A 19401-nucleotide genomic window follows, 5' to 3' on the forward strand; every position below is an offset into this window, starting at 1 on the left:
AGTCTCTAAAAAAACGGCCACGCGAGGTGGCCGTTTCAATTTCATAAACTTTTATTTAAGAGCCGGCATAGCCATTCTGAAATCTTCGTCATGTTCAATCTTGGCAAAGACCACTCCGGGATCCAATTGACCAATACTGATTGCCCGTGCAATAGCATGGACCAACTCGTTAACAACTTGCTTATCATGGCTATCAGAACCCAATCTGACTGCTTTGATTTTCGCTCCAGGTTTCGCACTCTCAATGGCTTCGAAAAAGCGTTGATTCCCGTGTTCAAGACCTACATATTTTACCCGGCCCTGCAAATAATCACTCTTTGCCATGCCTTTAACATAAATTTCAAGCAATTCTTCTTTGGTCACTTCACCTGCAATTACACTGGCAGTGAGTTGATTGACAGTATTTTCAAATTCTTCCAACAAACGCTGATCTTCTGCTGCAATTTTAGCCAGAATTTCAGATAAAGGAGGATCCTGAACACTTTGAGTGACAGGTTGTAATGGTCCCATATTCTTTTGTTGCTCACTAATATTCATAAAGCGAGCTGGCTGACTTACGCGGGGTATATAATGTCCATTCTGTAACTGCATTACCACCTCTGGTGTGGCATCAGAAGAAGCATTATATTGCAGACGCATAGGCAACTCTTTATTCTTTGTCACCACGTGTACTTCTATGGGCAATTTAAGGGCATTAGCCAATGCGGCAATAGCGCTCTCATCAATCCAGGTAGTTTCCTGGCGCATCCGTTCTGGTGTTGCTTCCCTATCTTCATTGGCATGCTGATCATTATCCTCAAAAGAAGCAAAGGCACCGCGATATTTCTCTGGATGTGCACATAATTCATCAACCGCGATCTGGCGTAAAACATAAGCCAATCGACGCGTACATTCCGCTATCGCCAAAGGACTTCTAGTCATACTCTCCAAGCGATCTCTTGCCGTACGTCCAAAGGGCTGTGGATGAGGAAAATATTCAAAGTAACGCGCAAGCAGTCTTTCAAGAATCTGTTGATTAACAAGATTTCTCTTGAATAAATAATCATCAATTAGACAAGCTGCAATCGACCTAAAACCACAATCGCCAGTTCCACCCACATTGACAAAAGCTGGCTCTGAAGAGGTTTTGACAATGGGCTTTGCAACACTGCCAAGTTGGCGCGTAAAAAAGCCTGGTGTCGATGTAACAGACAAAGTAGGCACAATGTTCTCCACGCTAGAGTTATGATTCCATTCTAATCAATTAAGGTTAAGGGAATATTAACATTAAATTTACACTAGAATGCACGAATCATGCCCATAAAGATCTTATTAATGGCAATTGGTGCGAATAAAGCTCTTTACTTCCTGCGTAAAATAAGGGCTCCATAAATCGTTATGGCCTCTATCAGCAATACTCACCAAATGCTTGGGCTGATTTGCCTGTTCGAAAAGGATTAATCCTTGTGCATAGGGAATAATGCGATCTTGCTTACCATGCAGGATCAATAAAGGGACGTGGATAGTTTGAATACGCGCGAGAGAATCGTATTTATCCCACGGTGATATTAACAGCCAAGGATAGTGGAATCGAGCGACTGCTGACATTGACGTGTAGGGTGATTGTAAAATCAGCGCGCAGATGGGGAACTCCGTAGCAAGTTGAGTTGCCACGCCTGTACCCAATGATTCCCCATAGAATATCAATTGGCTGGGTTTAACCCCCTGATTTAGCAGGAATTGTACGGCTGCACGGCCATCCTGATATAATCCTTGTTCTGTGGGCTGGCCATGATTACCGCCAAAACCCCGATACTCCAGTAACAATACCCCCAAACCGCTCGCCAGAAATTGCCGCACCAAAGGCATACGGTAGCCAATATGCCCTGCGTTACCATGTAGAAACAACAAGGTAGGTTGCCCTAGGGCAGCGGGTTTGTACCACGCGTTTAAGCGTAATCCATCAACTGTATGCAGGGTGATTTGCTGCATATCACCTGCCTGGTAGGCATGGCGATCAGGCTTATCCTTTGTTGGAAAGTAAATCAAATTCCTTTGCCCATAATAAATCATTAGCAGCGCAATAAGAAAAACGAAGAGAATCGTAATAATCAGGCTTTTAAGCATGGAAAAACCGTTTTAAGCTCAATACAGCGGATAAGCGAAAAAAGCATAAAATAGACCATTTCACTCTAATAAAGTTATACACTGTATTAAGGAAACCAAGGGGAAGCTAGTATGAAGCCTCAAAAAGCACCTCTACTTCACATGCCTAAGGACTACCGAATTTAATATGTTACTTGCATCGCTTATTGTGATTTGCTCTCTCTTTTTATTTTTGCCAATCTGGCGGCGGCAAATTAAATTACAACGCTGGCGAAAAAACTTGCGCCTTAATAAGCACCACAAGGTTTATCGACAACTGTATGCGAATGTCGATGGTTTTGCCTTATCTAAAGCAGAAAGAACCAGGCAGGATGCGCCGGAATATGTGTATGGAGAAATAGACTTTGAATCCTTTATTGCACTGCTATCCTTAGGCAAACCAGGACCATCCACTGTCTTTTATGATTTGGGCAGTGGTACAGGCAAGGCAGTATTGGCTTGCATCATGGTGTTTGACGTAAAAAAAAGTTGTGGAATTGAGCTTTTTACCTCTTTACACCACTGTGCCCAACAGCAACAGCAACGTCTAAAATGCATTCAAGACTATGAAACCAAGGCTACGCGCATTGAATTCATACAGGGTAACTTTCTAGAAACCAATTTTGCCGATGCCAATCTTATTTTTATTAATGCAACTGCTTTTTTTGGCGAAACCTGGTTGGCGATTAGTAAACTTGTTGAGCAAATTAAACCAGGAGCCCTGGTCATTACTACTAGTAAAGCACTCCGTTCTGATTTGTTTACCTTAGAGGCAGTAACCCAGGTAAAAATGAGCTGGGGCATCGTTAAAGCCTATATCCAACAACGCCAAGATCAAGCGTTCCCCGGGCAGGATCGGCAAAAAACAAGGTAAACTAATGTTTTCCCTAGTTGCAAAAGGTAAATTATTTAATAAGATGGGTAACAATGTGTTACTAATTAGAATATTATTACAGTTAGTTGATAACATTGAATAATTTCTTTTCGTGTCTATACTTAAATAGAATAAAGAAAGTCAGCACCTGTTGTGTCTTGGTACTGACACCCTAACAACGCGGCTAACCGAGGTGGGTATGATTAAATCGCAACTCATTGCAAACCTTGCTGCAAAAATGACACATCTGCCTGAAAAGCAGGTTACTGATGGCATTAACCGAATTCTTGAATTAATGAGTGAAGCCCTTGTTGATGGCAAACGCATTGAAATCCGGGGCTTTGGCAGCTTCTCACTACATTACCGTCCACCACGCAATGCTCATAATCCTAAAACAGGCGAGAAGGTAGTTACTGAGGCAAAATATAGTCCTCATTTCAAGCCGGGAAAAGAGCTTAGAGAGCGGGTGGACGCATCACGCGGCCATATCCCACTCAAAGACACAGACGACTAAACGTCGTATGGAATCAGGTGCGCGGTAACGTAACGCCAGTCTGTCCTTGATATTTTCCACCTCTGTCGCGGTAAGATACCGCGCAAACTTCATCGGATTCCAGAAAGAGCATTTGTGCCACACCCTCATGAGCATAGATTTTAGCGGGTAGTGGCGTGGTATTGGAAAACTCCAGGGTCACATGACCTTCCCATTCCGGTTCCAACGGTGTGACATTCACAATAATACCGCAACGTGCGTACGTTGACTTTCCTAAACAAATCGTTAGTACATTACGCGGGATACGAAAATATTCTACTGTACGCGCCAAGGCAAAAGAATTTGGAGGAATGATGCAAACATCGGATTTTACATCCACAAAACTATTCGCATCAAACGCTTTTGGATCAACAATGGCGGAATTAATATTGGTAAATATTTTAAATTCATCCGCGCAACGCACATCATAACCGTAACTGGAAACCCCATAAGAAATGATTCGGCCTTTATCTGTCTCACGGACCTGTCCGCGTTGATAAGGTGAAATCATCCCATGTTCCAATGCCATTTTCTCTATCCAGCGATCTGACTTTATTGACATGTCATGCCCCATGTATATTTTGCTATCAAAAAGCACTTTCTACCATAAACGCATTTGGAGGGGAAGGGGAAAGTCATTTGCGAGGTTTAATAAAGACTGTGCCGTCTGCATTTATTCGCAGGCGCCCCATTGAGTTGTTCATTTAGAGATAAATTAGGGATCAGAAAGGTAAACTTATATCGTATAATGACTGGCAAAATAGTTAACAACAGCAAATTGACCCAACCAATAACAATATGTTTTTTATTTTTGCATTTAAGTGAAAAATATTTCCCAAAGATTTAATCAACGAAGGATCTCAAGTATAGTGGCTATTTTAAAAACTATTTACGCATGAAAAGAATTGATGGGATTGATATTACACGCGGCCTGTTAGCTCTATCGGTGGCAATTTATCATTATATTCAGTTTTTAGATCTCGATTATTTAAAACAGTTTCATGGCATTATGACGGCAGGAATAGTAAGCGTTGATGGCTTCTTTGCTATTAGCGGCTTTGCCCTGTTTTACAGTTATCACAAAACAGACTTTAGTAATATCAGGAATACAGGAACTTATTTATATAAACGTTTTGCTCGAATAGCACCTTTATTCTACCTTTGTATGTTGCTTAATACTCTCCAAGCACCAGCAATCCTGCTAATTGTTGCTACTTTATTTGTATTTGGTTTGGTTGGAGAGAAAAAAGCACCTTCCCTGGGAAAATATCCTTTCCTCATAATCACTTTAGTTTTGCTAATACAGCTGGTCACTCCTTTAACCAACACCAGTGAAAAATTAATGAACGCCAATAATTTATTGTTTATTTTTGGCTTTATTAATACTAATTTAACTCCCGTGAGAGGGGGTTGGTCTATCGGTATCGAATATGTCTTCTATTTTTTGTTACCTTTTATTCTTTGTTTAACCAAAAATGATCGCAACTATGTAACTATTCTTACTTTATTTACCATTTTTTTGGCAGTAGATTACCAGTTTTTAAACAACACTAATCTTTATACCTATAATTCAACCGAACATGTTCAGGAATTAGTGGCCAGTTGGCCCCTTTATACAAACCCGCTCAATCATTTCTATTTCTTTATGGCAGGAATTCTTTTATTCATCTTCTATGAGCGTTATCAGACACAGTTGCGTCAAAAACAGCAACTTCTTGTAAAGATGATCTTGATTTTACTCATTATTTATATGGTATTGGATAAAATTGTTGGAAATCCAAGTTATGGTATTGGGCGTTTTTGTTATTCACTCTTAACCATCGCTATTATAAGCCTCACTCCCTTTATTGAGATGAAGAGCTCTTGGTTAAGGAAAAAATTAATCTTGTTAGGTGATATCAGCTACAGTGTTTATCTAATCCAATTTCCCGTCTATACCTGTGTAATCTATTTAACCAAGAAATTCACCTTGTTCAATAAAACTGAAACGTTCTTCATTGCCTTACTAAGTTTGCTATCTATTTCCTATTTTATTTATAAATGGTATGAAGTACCTAGTAAAAATTGGTTAACAAATCTGGCTTTTTCTCCCCGGAAAAATAGACTTGAGCTTTCAGAAACAACCTAAATTTTTTTGCCGAAATAATTTTTCATCCCTCATTTACCAAGGGCTCTTCATTATTAATACGGCTTAAATGGTAACGTTTACCACTTCGATACAATAAAGAAGCACCTACGGCCGTTGCAAAAAGGATAGAGGCAAGTGAACTTAATTTACCATGATAAGTCAGACTCACTAATCCCGTAGCTAATAGCCCCGATATGCCAAGGCCGGTTGATAATACAGCCATTCGTGAACCCATAGGGGCATCCGATGATTCAATCGCCAAGCGTTGCAGGGAGGCGGAAGAAAGCCCAAAACCAAAAGCAAAAAGCATGATGCCGCCAATTAGCCCAAATAAATGCGAAGGGTAGAGCAACGACGTAGCCATAGAAAAAAGACTGCCCGCCAACAGAATAAACAAGCCCAGTTCAATCAGCTGGTTAAGCCTCATTTTGTCTACAAGAAACCGCACTAATCGGTTAGCAACCATATAAAAGCCAAAAACCAGTAACTGAAAAATTCCAAAATAAAGTGGCTTATAATGAAATTCATTAGTGACCAGAAAAGGTCCGCAAACCAGCCAGCTCATGAAACCACAAAACATCAGCCAATAGGGCAATAAATAATGCATAAACTGCCAATTTGTCACGATACTTTTATATTGACCTAACACAAAAGGAAGGTTTAGTGGTGCACGTTTGTCAGCCGCCAGGGTTTCTGGCATACGCGCCAGAACCCAACCCGTAATTAATAGACCCCAAACAAATAAAGATAGAAAAATCCACCGCCAATTCGTTAATGTCGCCAAAAGCCCGCCAAGGAAAGGACCTAAAGCAGGGGCAAGGACCGTAATACTGCTCATAGTCGCTAAAAGGCGAACCGAATTTTTTTGATCATAGAGTTCATGGATACTGGCATATCCTGGAACAATGATAAAACAGATTGTACAACCTTGAAAAAAACGCGCTGCAATCAAGACACTAATATTAGGGGCGATTGCACATACGAAGGTAGATAACACAAAAATTAACATACCCGTTATAAAAACCGGACGTCTGCCAACTCGATCGCAAATAGGCCCTATAAATAATTGCACCGACATACCGCCTAAAAACCAAGCAGACAAAGTGAGTTGAACAAGACTGGTAGATACATCCAAATCATGCATCATATCGGGTAAAGCAGGCAGATACATATCCGTTGAAAGAAAAACTGCCATTTCAGCACAAATCAGGATCAGGGGAAAAATAAGTAGATTTTTAAACATTCAGCTATCCACAGTAACAGGATTGATTGGCGGGCCACATCAATCAGAGAAAATCACGCTGGCATTGCATTTTATTACTACAAGTACAGACCTTCCTTGGTTAAAAGGAAGGCTCATAACCAACTTATTAAATATTAATTAGTGCTTGTGGATTAGGCTTTGATAAATATTCTTCCAATTGCTCTTCACTAAAAAACATTTTGAAGATCGAAGCTGCGAATCATGTTTAACAAATGCAATATCAACCTGCGCCAGGGCATTATCAATTGCACGATAATGTCCTTCTAATACCTCATAACAGCGATAACCTAAATCAACCATGGTTGAAATAATTTCATGAATCTCAGGAGCACCCTTACGAAACTCATGAAATGAGGTTTCGATAATTAAAATATCAATTTTATCCAAGAGCTCTTTAGAGCCTTTCAATACTTCTAACTCATTCCCTTGTGTATCTATCTTCAACAAGCTGGGACGTGCTATTGTTTGAGGGATCAACGTATCTAATCGCCTCAAAGGCACTGTAATTTTTTTCCCGTCAAACGATTCCCCCTCCCATTGGCGTAAACAACTCGAGCCAGAAATGTCATCGTGGAGAAAAAATTCAATTTCACTATCTTCTGCACCTGCAGCCACGTTATAAGTAGTGGCACCAATACTATTCTCAAGCTTTTTAAGTAAAGGTAAACAGTGGGGGACTGGCTCAACCAGATAAAATTTTGCTTCTGGCAAAAATTTATGAAGCGCCGGCGTACCATAAGCGATCCCGACATCAATAACAGTTTTAATATGATAATTAAGTCTTTTCAAATGGCCAATAAAGGAGCCAAAATCTCTATTTGGCGTATTCTTGGTTGACAATTTCAGATTAAGAGGAGATAAAAGGCGATTTGCAATTGGAAACAAATAGGAGGCCAAAAGATGTTTATTAAATTTCATTGATTGTTCCCTAATCTTTAACTATAAACTGGGTTACAAAATAACCCGGGATTGTATATTATTTTTACCGTAAAAAGAATATCTCGCCTCAAAATTGCAGTCATTTAAAAAAAAATATTATATTATCAAGCTAGTTTGCATTTATTTGGAGTCATCTTATGCCCATCCAAACACCAGTTAATGCCAAACCCAAAAAAAATTCTCTTATTGTCTGTGCGGGCACGGTAACCTGCCACACGGTATCCAGTATGGGTGCAGGCTTCACCGTCTTTAAAGCATATTTTGACAAAAATCTTCATCACGAAAATCGACCTGGTGGTTGGATTGCTGCCTTACAGTTGCAATTGGATAATTTCCATCAGCAAAAACAAGAAATGCCCGCTTATAGCCGTCTTGCCAAACAAGGTGATTATCTTGGCGGTGTAGCCACCGTACCTGATAAATTGGGGCATAAAGGATTGACCTTTGCCAAGACTCTCTCTGAACAGGATTTGCAGGCACAATACAAGGAAGCACTTAGAGGAGCAATAAATGACGCCTTGGTCCTGCAACGCCCTCTGTTTATTCAACCGTTAGGTATTGGTGTGTATGGTTGGGATCCTGAACTCGCTGCGACCTTTTTTGCGGAAATAATTTGCCAAACAGATCCCGAAGGCAAACTGGATATCAGCATTCCTATCTTTAATCCCACCCCCGGTTCCAGTAACGAAAAATTCAAACTCCATTTTGCCAGTGAAATGGAAAAGAGTGGACATCCCATTGTACAATAACACCAGTGGAAGCATTGTCTAATGCCGCAGAAATCGTTCCCGGATGCAAACGAAAGTTGGGCACAATGGCCAAAGGAAAGAGCAGAAAAAGAATATCATTGTTAGCAAGCGCAGGTCATTAAGGCAGTTTTACTTTTACTCTCCTGTCGACGCACTCCAGTAAAACTACCAATCGAACTTACATTATTTATTATTCATTTTCCGCAAAAATTCTCCCAGTTCGATCGGCATGGGAAAAACAACCGTCGAAGTATTACTTCCTGCTAAACTGGCCAGTGTTTGCAAATAACGTAATTGCATCGCCTGCGGTTCTTTCACCAGTACTTGCGCAGCTTGTAATAGTTTTTCTGAAGCTTGCAATTCACCTTCCGCATGAATAATTTTGGCCCTTCTGTCTCGTTCCGCTTCGGCTTGTTTCGCAATGGCGCGAATCATACTTTCATCCAAATCGACACGCTTGATTTCCACATTAGACACTTTAATACCCCAACCATCCGTTTGCGCATCCAATATTTTTTGCACATCACTATTCAATTGTTCTCGTTCTGCCAGCATTTCATCCAATTCATGTTGGCCTAGAACAGAACGCAGAGTAGTCTGTGCCAGTTGGCTAGTTGCCTCAAAATAATTTTCTACCTGAATAATTGCCTTTTGTGCGTCAACAACCCGGAAATAAAGTACAGCATTAACCCGAACAGAAACATTATCGCGCGAAATAACGTCTTGGCTGGGTACATCCATTACCACTGTCCGCAGATCAACACGAACCATTTGTTGCACACCAGGAATAATGATGACCAGTCCTGGTCCCTTAACCCGCCAAAAGCGGCCCAGCATAAACACAACGCCTCGTTCATATTCTCTCAGTACACGAAACGCAGCCAGAAGTATAAAAATGACAAGAATTACAATGAACCCGAAGAATGAAGTCATGATTTTCCCCTTAGGCATCCTTACTGCTGATATTGGAATCAGCGTCATGATTGATCTCTTCTACCTGTAATTGTAGACCTTTAGTGGCAACTACCCTTACACGTTTATCTGCGGGAATTGGTTGGCTTGCATGCACACTCCAAATTTCCCCTCTAATGACCGCCTGGCCACAGGGATCGACGATTCCTAAAGTTCGGCCCTCAGCCCCTAGTAAAATATCAACGCCGTGTTGTATTTTTTGTTTTCTTGATTTGATCGCTATGGTAAACAAGGCAAATATAAACACTACATTGACCGCTGCCATCGCCCAAATAGCTGACCAGGCAATTTGATAACTGGTATGATCACTATCAATAAGCAAAACAGAACCAATAATAAAAGATACCGTCCCCCCCAAACCGAGAGTCCCAAAACTGGGAGTAAATCCCTCTGCGGTAATCAGTATAATACCGAGAATAATCAGGCCAAGGCCCGCGTAATTAACAGGCAAGAGTTGCAGGGCGTATAAAGCCAATAAAATTGCTACCGCACCAACAACACCAGGGAGCATAAATCCTGGATTCATCAATTCAAAGAAAATACCGTATATACCTAAAAGTAAAAGCAGGTAGGCCACTGTAGGCTCTGTAATGATCTGTAGAAATCGTGTTCGCCAATCGGGAGTTATGCTCTCTACCTGTGCTTCCTTCGTGTTTAACTGAATTCTTTGGTTATCCTGGACCACTATTAAACCATTTAATTGGGTTAGAAGATCAGCGCGATTTTTAGCGACGATATTAATCACGCCTGCTTTAAGAGCCTCATTTGCTGTCAATGTCGCTGCATCAAGAATTGCTTTTTGCGCAAATACGGCGTCACGATCACGGAGTTGGGCAAGGGAACGAATATAGGCGACCGCATCATTAGTGACCTTCTTCTCCATTGTTGATTTCTGTTTTGTCGTCTTATCGGTCTTATCCATATCACCCAACAGATTTACAGGACTGGCTGCTCCTAGATGGGTACTGGGTGCCATGGCTGCCACAGTACTGGCATAAAGCAAAAAAGTCCCTGCACTGGCCGCTCGGGCTCCATTGGGTGAAACATAAGTTACAACGGGTACTTTGGAAGAAAGAATATCGAGTACGATCTGGCGAGTGGATTTATCCAGACCACCCGGGGTATCCAATTGGATCAAGATAAGGCCTGTGCCATTTTGTGCATCATGGATAGCACGTGACAAATAGTCGGCGGTAGCAGGGCCTATTGCCCCATTAACGTTGAGTTCAATCACTTTCCCAGGTGCTGCAATCACGGGCAATAGAATAACCAGTAAACCTAACAATACAAGTAAGCGATGTCTCAATTTCCCGCTCATGACATCGTACCCTTGTCAGTCAAAAGCTCGATTAGGTAACCATCTGGATCTTTAACGAATGCTAAAATAATATCGCCATATTTCATGGGGCCTGCATCCCTGACAATGTTCCCGCCCTGGGCTTTAATGCGAGCACAAGCCTGATAGACATCATCCACGGCAATCGCAATATGCCCGTAGGCATCACCTTTCTCATAACTGTTCTTATCCCAATTATAAGTAAGCTCTAATTGTGCTCCTCCAGGATTATCAGGATAACCAAGAAAAACCAGGCTAAAACGCCCTTCAGGATATTCCCTATGGCTTATTAATTTCATATTTAACATGGAAGTATAAAAAGCAATGGATTTGTCCAGGTCTGTAACCCGCAGCATGGTATGTAGAATCCGCATAAAACATCCTGTTCTACCACTTATTTGATTAAGCATAGCAGGATTTTTGTGGATAAGCCGTGTTCTATAGGATTTTAAGGAAGACTCTGAAAACGCTTACCGCGCAATTGACTGCGCGGTAATAAAACTGATTCCACTCTTTTTTAGAAATACACACCGATTTGGGCAAGTATCGTATCTGAAGATCGGCCAGTACCAATTGTATTTTGGTTGACCACATTTGGAGGTGATGCACCATTCGCGAATTGGTTGATTCTATAATCGTTGTCATGACGATATTCAAGGCTTTCAACGGTATCTTTCCATATCGAAATACTATATACGCCAGCCAACCGCCGCTTGGGTAAATTTAAGGCCAAGCTGTCTTTTGTCCATTGATAACCGACTGAGAACGACGAGGGCTTACAAAAACTCATAAAGGTTACGCCAGCTTCTAACTGGATAGCCTGTGGTTTTGCTCCTCGGCCATTAAAACTTAAATCTTGTGTTCTAAAGGCCTTTGTAGCGCCCACCCATTCGGCAGTAAAGTTATAGCGATCGATATTCATGTTCCAATGAACACCTAAACCCGGTACTTTACCTACTCGTTCATTACCATTGGTTATCGAACTAAAACCACCAAAGGTTGTACCAGGAGACGAACCAGTGTCCTGCATTCCTGCGGAATCATCGATCGAACCTATATAGCTCGCTCCAATTTCCCCAGCCATATCACCTGATTTGATCGTATAACCCAGGTTGACCCCGCCTACACCCGATTTTCCCAGTGTAGTATCTGATCGGAAACCATAGACAGCGGCGTAAGGTCCAGAGTCATATTGCGATTTATAACCGAGAATGAAAGGCCGAGATTTTGTTCTGGTCAATCGTAAGGTCAAAGGAGAACTGATCATTGCACTGGAGTAACGGCCAAAGGGTACGTATAATTGTCCCGCAGTGAAATAATAGGGGGATTGATCCAAATCACCAATATTGACAAACCCCATGTTTAATTGAAAAGCCGAATTGCTAACGCGGGGACCACTCACCAACGGTGGTGTTTCATCGTAAGCAACCGACATAAATGCTTCTACCTTATCATTCAACATTGCTGCAACATCAAACTCACTAGAACCTAAATCGATATCACCAGTGGTGTTGCCTGCATAGGACCGGTTAAAGTTGGCAACAGGTTCAGCTTTTCCACTTAAAGCAATAATAGGGACATTAGGAACCGGGTACCCTATACTTTCATATGCACGGTAAAGACGGCGTCGTTGCTGCATTAAGCGAATATCTCGGTTAATACTTGAAATATTGACGATATAATCTGAACCATCAAAAGCAGGTCTATCACCAGTATAAGGAGCGGTTACTACCGGAGTTCCTGCAATGAAGGTAATTACTTTTCCATCAGCAAGTAAGGCTGTAGGGTAAAAATTACTTGAATCCCGATGGTCATCTACTGTATGAACCGTTAGTGCGCTTGTATGATACGATTTAATTGGTTCATCGCTATGCCGCGCAGGCGGCTTTGCAGACTGAGATCGGCCTACTTCTACCGGCCTTTTGATTACTCTCTTTTTAACTGGTACAGGTTGTCTTGCCCGTACAGGCTTGCTGCTTGATGTCGTTTTGCCAGCTTGCTTGGGTTTACTGGCCTTCTTCACCGCAGGCTTATTTACAGATTGAGTCACTAACTGTTTTTGCAAACGGTTTAATTGAGTCTGTAGTGCCTGTGTCTGGCGTTGTAAACGTAAAATTTCGCGCTGCAGTTGTTCATTATTTGCAGCAAAAAGCGAGCCTGAGAAAATCGCGAGCGCGATCATTATTAATACTTTATGTTTCACGAGGAGTACTCCTGAATGTTTTTTTTACTTCCTGGATAGTTTGGCGAGGCGATTATATCGTGCATTGAACTTATTGGCCAGTGATTGTGCACAATATTTATTGTTTGATTCTTATGGACTTATGAATGGAAAACATTAAAAACAGCAGGCAAAAAAAAAGCCCATTTTCATGGGCCTCGGAAGGAGTATTAACTATCAATTTTAGGCATTGCCAACCCATTTCAAACCGAAGTAGGGACCAAAAAGACCAAAATCGCTGTTTGTTGGAATGCGGATAGTGCCAGGAACAACTCCGTTAACCGTAAATTTTCTAGTTGGTAAGGCATTAAAATAGTTAACAACCTGGTAACCACCTTCAAGATTGAGCACACCTTGCGCCAATTCATAGGCATAGTTCACACCTACTTTGGCTTCAAGACTTGGGACAATCGACTTCTTACTTGCATAGACATCATTACGCACCAAACCGCTTGGAGCGAAAACAAAGCCACCAGAATAGCGACTTGAACCATACAGAATAGAGGTAGCTGCATTGGCAGTTATACTAAAGCTTGGATTCAAATCATAAGCATAATCAACACCAACAACAGGACCTACACCGTTAAACTCGGAATCACGGGTTTGGCGAAAACCTGCAGGAGCAAGTGCAGCAATTGCCAAAGGTGTTGCTGTATAGTTATTTACAGCATGAATTCGAATGTCTGCGTACTGTAATCCACCGTAAAAGCGGGCATTTTTTAACAACCCCATATCGGTATGTTGCCCCAGGATCAAGTTCACTTGATCGAATTTGTTGTCAAGAAACAAATTATAAGGAACATTCGTTGCAGAAAATGGTGTTACTCCAAAATAACCACTATTTCTTGTATCCACATCGTAGTGCATCCAAGTCATAGTAATATCATTTCCAGTATTGAAGTGATAGGAACCTTCCAAACGATAGCCCCAACCCCAATCACCATCCCATTCCTTAACGCCATTTGTAGTTGTTGTGCTGTTGTAATCATAACCTTTTTCAGCATCGTAAATTGGCTTTAAATAAAGAGCTTGCGCGCCAATATCCCATTGACTTGCTGCACAAGGAACAGTGACATCCCCAGGAGCGCAAGAAGGCGCTGGAGGAGTTGAATACATTCCCGCCGTGGCAACACTACTGACTGCCAAGCCAAGAATAGCTATGGTTGTTTTTTTCAGCATGATCACTCCATTTATCTCAAAAAAAAGCCCATCAACAAGTGATGGGCTTTAATAAAACATTGTCGGTTGACAAATTACACGTTACCAACCCACTTCAAACCAACATAAGGACCGTGTACAGCGAAGTCACTTTCTCTAACGTCAGTTGCATTAACGAAGTGGTTAGCGTTGAAGTAGTTAACCCACATCCAACCAGCATCCAGGGTTAAATCACCTTGTGCCATAGCATAAGTGTATTTAGCACCTACTTTAGCTTCTAATTCAGGGACAATAGCTGTCTTAGAACCAGAGAAGCTGAAAGAAGCTGGGAATACAGCAACGTTGCTGTTGAACTTGCTGTCACCAACCAGGATAGCAGTTGCGCCGTTACCATAGATAGCGAAACCATTACCTAAGTCATAAGACATGTCCATACCAACACGAGGACCGAAGCCGTTGTATCTGTGGTTAGTTGAGTTCAAGAAAACGCCTGTAACAGCATCTCTGTAGTCAGTTTCGATACGAGCGTATTGGAAACCGCCGTGGAAACGGATGTTTTTGAACTCACCGAAATCTACGTGTTGACCGAACTCGATGTTAACTGCATCCCACTTAGGCTCGAAGCGGTTGTAAACGCTGAAAGGACCGAAGTTAGAGCCATTGAATGAGAAGGCACCAGCATAAGTATGGGTAGTTTCATGTTCCCAATGGTACCAGTTAACGTTCAAATCGTTACCAGTGCTGAAGTGGTAAGAACCTTCAATCTTGAAGCCCCATCCCCAATCAGGATCCAGGTCACCAAAACGAGTTGAAACGCCATCAACAACAGAAGGATTCAGACGACGGTAACCGAAGTCAGCATCATAGACAGGCTCAAGATACAGGGCATAAGCACCGAAATCCCATGCAGTTCTTTCGCAAGGAACGGTGACGTTACCAGGGGTACAAACTGGACCCATGGTTCCAGCAAATACTGCACTGCTACCTAAAGCAAGAACAGCTACCGCTGTTTTCTTCAAATTTAACATGCTTCATCTCCACTTTTTTATTATTAATTTCCCGTTTAGCCGTCAAACCACAACTTGGTGTTGACTACAGTACGCAATCATCGCTCTATCCGAGAACGTACATGGACAAATTATCAAGCGCTACTTTATCAAAGTCAACACTATTTCTACAAAATTTCTCTATTAATTCGATAAATAATTTACTTTACAACACGACAATGACTCTTTTATGACCACACTAATTAATTCACTATCACTTACGTAATTTGCAAATTAATTATGCCTGACAATAAAGAAAAAAAGCCTTTCGTCTAGCAAACCAAATTTAATATCCGCCATAAAAAAATATTTTTATAGAGAATATTAAATATTTCGAATCAATAGGTTGGCTAAGGTTAGTTGACTCTATCAGATAAAGTGTATTTCGTGCAATGATTTTTTCTAATGAGAGGGAGACTGTTAGATTTATTTATATAGCTTTATGACCACTCTACGGTTAGCAGCTTTTCCTTCTTCAGTGTCGTTTGGAGCTACCGGATTTTGCACGCCATACCAGGTAACTGATAAACGGCTCTGCTGCACACCAAGGCTTAATAGATAATTGGCTACTGATTTAGCCCGTCCCTCTGACACGGCGTTATTATAAGATTTTCTACCGGTGTCATCGGTATAACCTGCCACTTTCACCCGTTTAACCATAGGGTCAGCCCGACAATATTCAGCAACTTTCTTTAATTGTTGTTTTGCTGCATCGCTTAACTCATCACTGTCCGTATTAAAGAGTAATATACTTTCCCGCACACTGGCATAATCAAAGGGTAGAAGATTACCCAGACAACGCTGATATTTTGCATACACCTTTTGGAAGTTTGCTGGCGACAGCGAAACCGTCACTGCAAATCCTTGTTCTGACTGATATTGAAATCTTGTTTGGTATCCTTGTGCCAAATAGGTTAATAATTTCATCGCTGGATCGCGTGGGAGATACAGACCATATTCACCAGGATTTACTGACGTTTTTGCGATGAGATAAGAATTGCCCCCAGGTTTCCAAACCGGAGGGGCAGCAAATACTACAGCAGGTAATCGTCGTTCCACTTGTTGCCATTTACTCAGAATAAAGTGACTTGGTTTTGCAGCGTACTGTTCAAAGTAGGCAATACCATAATTGGGGACAGTCAAAGACAAACCACAACGTAAGCGATTGCCACTCATTCGCCAATTTTCATCGCCCATAGGGCTCGCATACTCGACACTGATACCAGCCAGGCAGCTATTAATAGGCCAACAGTAAAGGAAAATACTCCCTAAAACTCCTGATGTGATGAAGCGCTTAAATGCCATTTTTTGCTCATCCAGTCGACCAAACCATGATATGCTTTCGTATCGGCATTTTTAGAGGAACCTTTACTTTGCAAACCTTAACGATTACTCGCCCGGATGATTGGCACGTCCATTTTCGCGATGACCTGCTCCTGCAGCATACTGCACCAGCAACAGCACAGCATTTTTCCCGTGCACTGGTTATGCCTAATCTGAAACCCGCTCTAACCTCAGTTGCTGCTGTGTTAGCCTACCGTGAACGCATAGTGGCGGCGTTGGGTAACCAAAATTTTACGCCCTTTATGACTTTATATTTAAATGAGCAAGTCCTTCCCGAGGATTTAGCACAAGCTAAGCAGCAGCCTTATATTTTGGGAGCCAAGCTATATCCTGCTGGCGCCACTACTAATTCTGAGGAAGGAGCACGCTCGCTACATGCGATTTATCCTTTATTGGAAATCATGCAGCAACAGGATCTGGTCTTGCAAATTCATGGCGAAGTGACTCAAGGGGATATTTTTCAGCGTGAAGCTGAATTTATTACCAGCTGCCTTAAACCCCTCATTAAAAATTTTCCTAAACTGCGTGTAGTGCTGGAACATATTTCTACCCAAGAAGCGGTAGAGTTTGTTAAACAGGCCCCTGAAACCGTCGCAGCAACCATAACCCCACATCATTTATTATATAATCGTAATCAATTATTGGCCGGCGGTATTCGACCCCACTATTATTGTTTACCCATCTTAAAACGCGAAAGCGACCAACGAGCTTTACAACAAGCAGCCACAAGCGGTAATAGAAAATTTTTTGCCGGTACCGATAGTGCACCGCATGCTAAAAGCAACAAAGAGAATGCTTGTGGCTGTGCTGGTATTTATTCCGCCCCCTTTGCTGTCGCTATGTATGCCCAGGTTTTTGATGAATTAAATCGACTTGCAAAACTCGATGCCTTCATGGGGCGCTTTGGCGCTGAATTTTATCATCTGCCGATTAACCAAACTCAGCTTATACTAAGAAAAGAGGTACAACACATACCGGACACATTACCTCTCGGACTGGACTCGGTGGTTCCCGTCGCTGCTGGTGAAACTTTACAATGGAGTCCGCATGAGCCCACGTGATGTTGCCCTAAGAACACAATTAAAGAATAGATTTCGTGGTTTTATGCCTGTTGTTGTTGATGTCGAAACCGCTGGTATCGACCCCTCTAAAAATGCTTTATTAGAAATGTGTGTCGTGTTAATCGATGTTGATGAGCAAGGGTGCTTTACACCAACAGCCACCTATTTTGAGCATATTTTACCTTTTGAAGGTGCCGAACTGGATGCCAAATCACTCGAATTTATTCAAGTTGATCCTTTCCAACCTTTACGCTTTGCCGTTGATGAAAAACAGGCTTTACAAACATTGTTTGCTCCTATTAATCAAGCCTTAAAAAAGAGCAAATGTCAGCGTGCTGTCCTGGTTGGCCATAACGCCTGGTTCGATTTACTATTTATAAAGGAAGCCGTCAAACGAACAGAAATAAAATCGCCTTTTCATTCATTTACTTGTTTTGATACTGCTACACTAGCAGGATTTATGTATGGTCAAACGGTATTGGCAAAAGCGGCTCAAGCAGCAGGAATTGCTTTCGACAGCAATGAAGCTCATTCAGCAATTTACGATGCCGAGAAAACAGCAGAATTATTTTGTACTATGTTGAACACATGGCGTGATGCACATACCAGTTCTTAAACTGGCATGTGCACTAGTATTAGAGATTGTCAGAATGGGCTGCAAGGTACTCGGCCACTCCTTTAGGAGAGGCTTTCATTCCTGCCTGGCCTTTTTGCCAACCAGCAGGGCAAACTTCGCCATGCTCTTCAAAAAATTGTACGGCATCAATGACACGTAACAATTCATCGATATTACGGCCAATAGGTAAATCATTCACGATTTGTGAACGCACCATACCATTTTTATCGATAATAAATGCACCGCGAAAAGCAACGCCCGCAATCGGATGTTCGACACCATAAGATTGGCAAATTGTATGAGTCATATCTGCCGCCATGGTAAATTGTACCGGACCAATACCACCTTCTTTCACAGCTGTATTACGATAAGCATTGTGGGTGAATTGCGAATCAATAGATACGGTCACCACTTCAACACCACGCTTCTTAAACTCGTCCATACGATGATTAAGAGCAATTAATTCTGAAGGACAAACAAAAGTGAAATCGAGTGGGTAGAAAAACACCACACCGTATTTTCCTTTCAATGCTTCATGCAAATTGTATTTATCTGTTATTTCGCCATTCCCCAAGACAGCAGGAACTGTGAAATCAGGGGCTTTACGTCCAACCAAAACGCTCATCTATATTCTCCTTAATGATGCGCATCACCGGATACGCATATAAATAACCAACTTTAAAGGGCAACCGCATCTCGTAATAATGACTCAAGCTCACCTTGCTGATAAAGCTCTAAAATAATGTCTGAACCACCTATTAATTCACCTTTCACGTACAATTGCGGGAATGTAGGCCAATCAGCATATTGAGGCAAGGTTTGGCGAATATCTGGATTGGCTAGCACATCAACATAAGCGAAATCCACACCACAAGCATCGATACATTGTACAGCGCGCGCTGAAAATCCGCATTGAGGCATTTTAGGGGTGCCTTTCATATATAATAGAATAGCGTTTTCGCTAATCTGTTGCTTAATCTTATCAATTGTATCCACTTAGACACCTATTAAAAAATATAAAAAAACAGCTTTAATTA

20 protein-coding genes are annotated in these 19401 nt (G+C 41.6%); 6 read left to right on the forward strand and 14 right to left on the reverse strand.

What is annotated here, in order from left to right; genetic code table 11:
* Positions 1–51: 51 nt before the first annotated feature.
* Positions 52–1203: an OTU domain-containing protein gene (locus tag Lfee_RS08650; RefSeq protein WP_058445848.1), complete on the reverse strand. Its 1152-nt coding sequence runs from the start codon at positions 1201–1203 to the stop codon at positions 52–54.
* A 108-nt stretch (positions 1204–1311) separates the two neighbouring features.
* Entirely contained in the window at positions 1312–2106 is a 795-nt protein-coding gene (locus Lfee_RS08655; RefSeq protein WP_058445850.1) for an alpha/beta hydrolase, read from the reverse strand.
* A gap of 166 nt (positions 2107–2272) precedes the next feature.
* Here Lfee_RS08655 and Lfee_RS08660 point away from each other — a divergent pair, with 166 nt between their 5' ends.
* Together Lfee_RS08660 and Lfee_RS08665 are read left to right on the forward strand one after the other, a co-directional pair.
* Positions 2273–2998 carry a class I SAM-dependent methyltransferase gene (locus Lfee_RS08660; protein ID WP_058445852.1) on the forward strand — a complete coding sequence of 242 codons (726 nt, stop codon included), beginning with the start codon at positions 2273–2275 and terminating at the stop codon, positions 2996–2998.
* A gap of 151 nt (positions 2999–3149) precedes the next feature.
* Positions 3150–3512 carry an integration host factor subunit beta gene (locus tag Lfee_RS08665; protein WP_162262677.1) on the forward strand — a complete coding sequence of 121 codons (363 nt, stop codon included), beginning with the start codon at positions 3150–3152 and terminating at the stop codon, positions 3510–3512.
* 13 nt (positions 3513–3525) lie between these two features.
* Here Lfee_RS08665 and dcd read toward each other — a convergent pair whose 3' ends face one another.
* Entirely contained in the window at positions 3526–4092 is a 567-nt protein-coding gene (dcd, locus tag Lfee_RS08670; RefSeq protein ID WP_058445856.1) for a dCTP deaminase, read from the reverse strand.
* A 333-nt stretch (positions 4093–4425) separates the two neighbouring features.
* Here dcd and Lfee_RS08675 point away from each other — a divergent pair, with 333 nt between their 5' ends.
* Positions 4426–5658, forward strand: a complete 1233-nt coding sequence (locus Lfee_RS08675) for an acyltransferase family protein (protein WP_058445858.1) — start codon at positions 4426–4428, stop codon at positions 5656–5658.
* Between the two features lie 22 nt (positions 5659–5680).
* On the opposite strand, the gene Lfee_RS08680 is transcribed toward Lfee_RS08675, so the two are convergent.
* Entirely contained in the window at positions 5681–6901 is a 1221-nt protein-coding gene (locus Lfee_RS08680) for a multidrug effflux MFS transporter (protein WP_058445860.1), read from the reverse strand.
* Positions 6902–7039: 138 nt separating this feature from the next.
* Positions 7040–7840 (reverse strand): FkbM family methyltransferase, encoded by an 801-nt coding sequence (locus Lfee_RS08685; protein WP_058445861.1) that lies wholly within the window; start codon positions 7838–7840, stop codon positions 7040–7042.
* A gap of 158 nt (positions 7841–7998) precedes the next feature.
* Here Lfee_RS08685 and Lfee_RS08690 point away from each other — a divergent pair, with 158 nt between their 5' ends.
* Positions 7999–8610: a hypothetical protein gene (locus Lfee_RS08690; protein ID WP_058445863.1), complete on the forward strand. Its 612-nt coding sequence runs from the start codon at positions 7999–8001 to the stop codon at positions 8608–8610.
* A gap of 183 nt (positions 8611–8793) precedes the next feature.
* Here Lfee_RS08690 and Lfee_RS08695 read toward each other — a convergent pair whose 3' ends face one another.
* The 7 genes from Lfee_RS08695 to Lfee_RS08725 form a co-directional block, all read right to left on the reverse strand.
* Complete coding sequence (locus Lfee_RS08695; protein ID WP_058445865.1) at positions 8794–9543, reverse strand: slipin family protein; 750 nt, start codon at positions 9541–9543, stop codon at positions 8794–8796.
* 10 nt (positions 9544–9553) lie between these two features.
* Positions 9554–10900 (reverse strand): NfeD family protein, encoded by a 1347-nt coding sequence (locus Lfee_RS08700; RefSeq protein ID WP_058445866.1) that lies wholly within the window; start codon positions 10898–10900, stop codon positions 9554–9556.
* On the reverse strand, positions 10897–11292 hold the full coding sequence (gene gloA, locus Lfee_RS08705; RefSeq protein WP_058445868.1) for a lactoylglutathione lyase: 396 nt from the start codon (positions 11290–11292) through the stop codon (positions 10897–10899). The genes Lfee_RS08700 and gloA overlap by 4 nt, the downstream gene beginning before the upstream one ends.
* 143 nt (positions 11293–11435) lie before the next feature.
* Positions 11436–13121, reverse strand: a complete 1686-nt coding sequence (locus Lfee_RS08710; RefSeq protein WP_058445870.1) for an LbtU family siderophore porin — start codon at positions 13119–13121, stop codon at positions 11436–11438.
* Positions 13122–13322: 201 nt separating this feature from the next.
* On the reverse strand, positions 13323–14318 hold the full coding sequence (locus Lfee_RS08715) for an Lpg1974 family pore-forming outer membrane protein (RefSeq protein WP_058445872.1): 996 nt from the start codon (positions 14316–14318) through the stop codon (positions 13323–13325).
* A 74-nt stretch (positions 14319–14392) separates the two neighbouring features.
* On the reverse strand, positions 14393–15325 hold the full coding sequence (locus tag Lfee_RS08720; RefSeq protein ID WP_058445874.1) for an Lpg1974 family pore-forming outer membrane protein: 933 nt from the start codon (positions 15323–15325) through the stop codon (positions 14393–14395).
* 444 nt (positions 15326–15769) lie between these two features.
* Positions 15770–16648: a flagellar protein MotY gene (locus Lfee_RS08725; RefSeq protein WP_058445876.1), complete on the reverse strand. Its 879-nt coding sequence runs from the start codon at positions 16646–16648 to the stop codon at positions 15770–15772.
* Between the two features lie 68 nt (positions 16649–16716).
* On the opposite strand from Lfee_RS08725, the gene pyrC reads away from it, so the two are divergent.
* Together pyrC and rnt are read left to right on the forward strand one after the other, a co-directional pair.
* Positions 16717–17748, forward strand: a complete 1032-nt coding sequence (gene pyrC / locus Lfee_RS08730) for a dihydroorotase (RefSeq protein WP_112854710.1) — start codon at positions 16717–16719, stop codon at positions 17746–17748.
* On the forward strand, positions 17735–18364 hold the full coding sequence (rnt, locus tag Lfee_RS08735) for a ribonuclease T (protein WP_058445878.1): 630 nt from the start codon (positions 17735–17737) through the stop codon (positions 18362–18364). Before pyrC ends, rnt begins: the two co-directional genes overlap by 14 nt.
* Before the next feature lie 19 nt (positions 18365–18383).
* On the opposite strand, the gene Lfee_RS08740 is transcribed toward rnt, so the two are convergent.
* Complete coding sequence (locus Lfee_RS08740) at positions 18384–18989, reverse strand: peroxiredoxin (protein WP_058445879.1); 606 nt, start codon at positions 18987–18989, stop codon at positions 18384–18386.
* A gap of 53 nt (positions 18990–19042) precedes the next feature.
* The gene (gene grxD / locus Lfee_RS08745; RefSeq protein WP_058445881.1) at positions 19043–19360 is read right to left on the reverse strand and encodes a Grx4 family monothiol glutaredoxin; all 318 of its coding nucleotides are present in this window, start codon (positions 19358–19360) and stop codon (positions 19043–19045) included.
* Between the last annotated feature and the right edge of the window lie 41 nt (positions 19361–19401).

This window comes from Legionella feeleii (assembly GCF_001467625.1).
Taxonomy (GTDB): domain Bacteria; phylum Pseudomonadota; class Gammaproteobacteria; order Legionellales; family Legionellaceae; genus Tatlockia; species Tatlockia feeleii.

Bases quoted from the DNA above. Each gene is read 5' to 3' on its own strand.
- Lfee_RS08655 (WP_058445850.1), bottom strand. From the start codon at position 2,106: ATGCTTAAAAGCCTGATTATTACGATTCTCTTCGTTTTTCTTATTGCG.
- Lfee_RS08660 (WP_058445852.1), top strand. From the start codon at position 2,273: ATGTTACTTGCATCGCTTATTGTGATTTGCTCTCTCTTTTTATTTTTG.
- dcd (WP_058445856.1), bottom strand. From the start codon at position 4,092: ATGTCAATAAAGTCAGATCGCTGGATAGAGAAAATGGCATTGGAACAT.
- Lfee_RS08675 (WP_058445858.1), top strand. From the start codon at position 4,426: ATGAAAAGAATTGATGGGATTGATATTACACGCGGCCTGTTAGCTCTA.
- Lfee_RS08680 (WP_058445860.1), bottom strand. From the start codon at position 6,901: ATGTTTAAAAATCTACTTATTTTTCCCCTGATCCTGATTTGTGCTGAA.
- Lfee_RS08685 (WP_058445861.1), bottom strand. From the start codon at position 7,840: ATGAAATTTAATAAACATCTTTTGGCCTCCTATTTGTTTCCAATTGCA.
- Lfee_RS08690 (WP_058445863.1), top strand. From the start codon at position 7,999: ATGCCCATCCAAACACCAGTTAATGCCAAACCCAAAAAAAATTCTCTT.
- Lfee_RS08695 (WP_058445865.1), bottom strand. From the start codon at position 9,543: ATGACTTCATTCTTCGGGTTCATTGTAATTCTTGTCATTTTTATACTT.
- Lfee_RS08700 (WP_058445866.1), bottom strand. From the start codon at position 10,900: ATGAGCGGGAAATTGAGACATCGCTTACTTGTATTGTTAGGTTTACTG.
- gloA (WP_058445868.1), bottom strand. From the start codon at position 11,292: ATGCGGATTCTACATACCATGCTGCGGGTTACAGACCTGGACAAATCC.
- Lfee_RS08715 (WP_058445872.1), bottom strand. From the start codon at position 14,318: ATGCTGAAAAAAACAACCATAGCTATTCTTGGCTTGGCAGTCAGTAGT.
- Lfee_RS08720 (WP_058445874.1), bottom strand. From the start codon at position 15,325: ATGTTAAATTTGAAGAAAACAGCGGTAGCTGTTCTTGCTTTAGGTAGC.
- Lfee_RS08725 (WP_058445876.1), bottom strand. From the start codon at position 16,648: ATGGCATTTAAGCGCTTCATCACATCAGGAGTTTTAGGGAGTATTTTC.
- rnt (WP_058445878.1), top strand. From the start codon at position 17,735: ATGAGCCCACGTGATGTTGCCCTAAGAACACAATTAAAGAATAGATTT.
- Lfee_RS08740 (WP_058445879.1), bottom strand. From the start codon at position 18,989: ATGAGCGTTTTGGTTGGACGTAAAGCCCCTGATTTCACAGTTCCTGCT.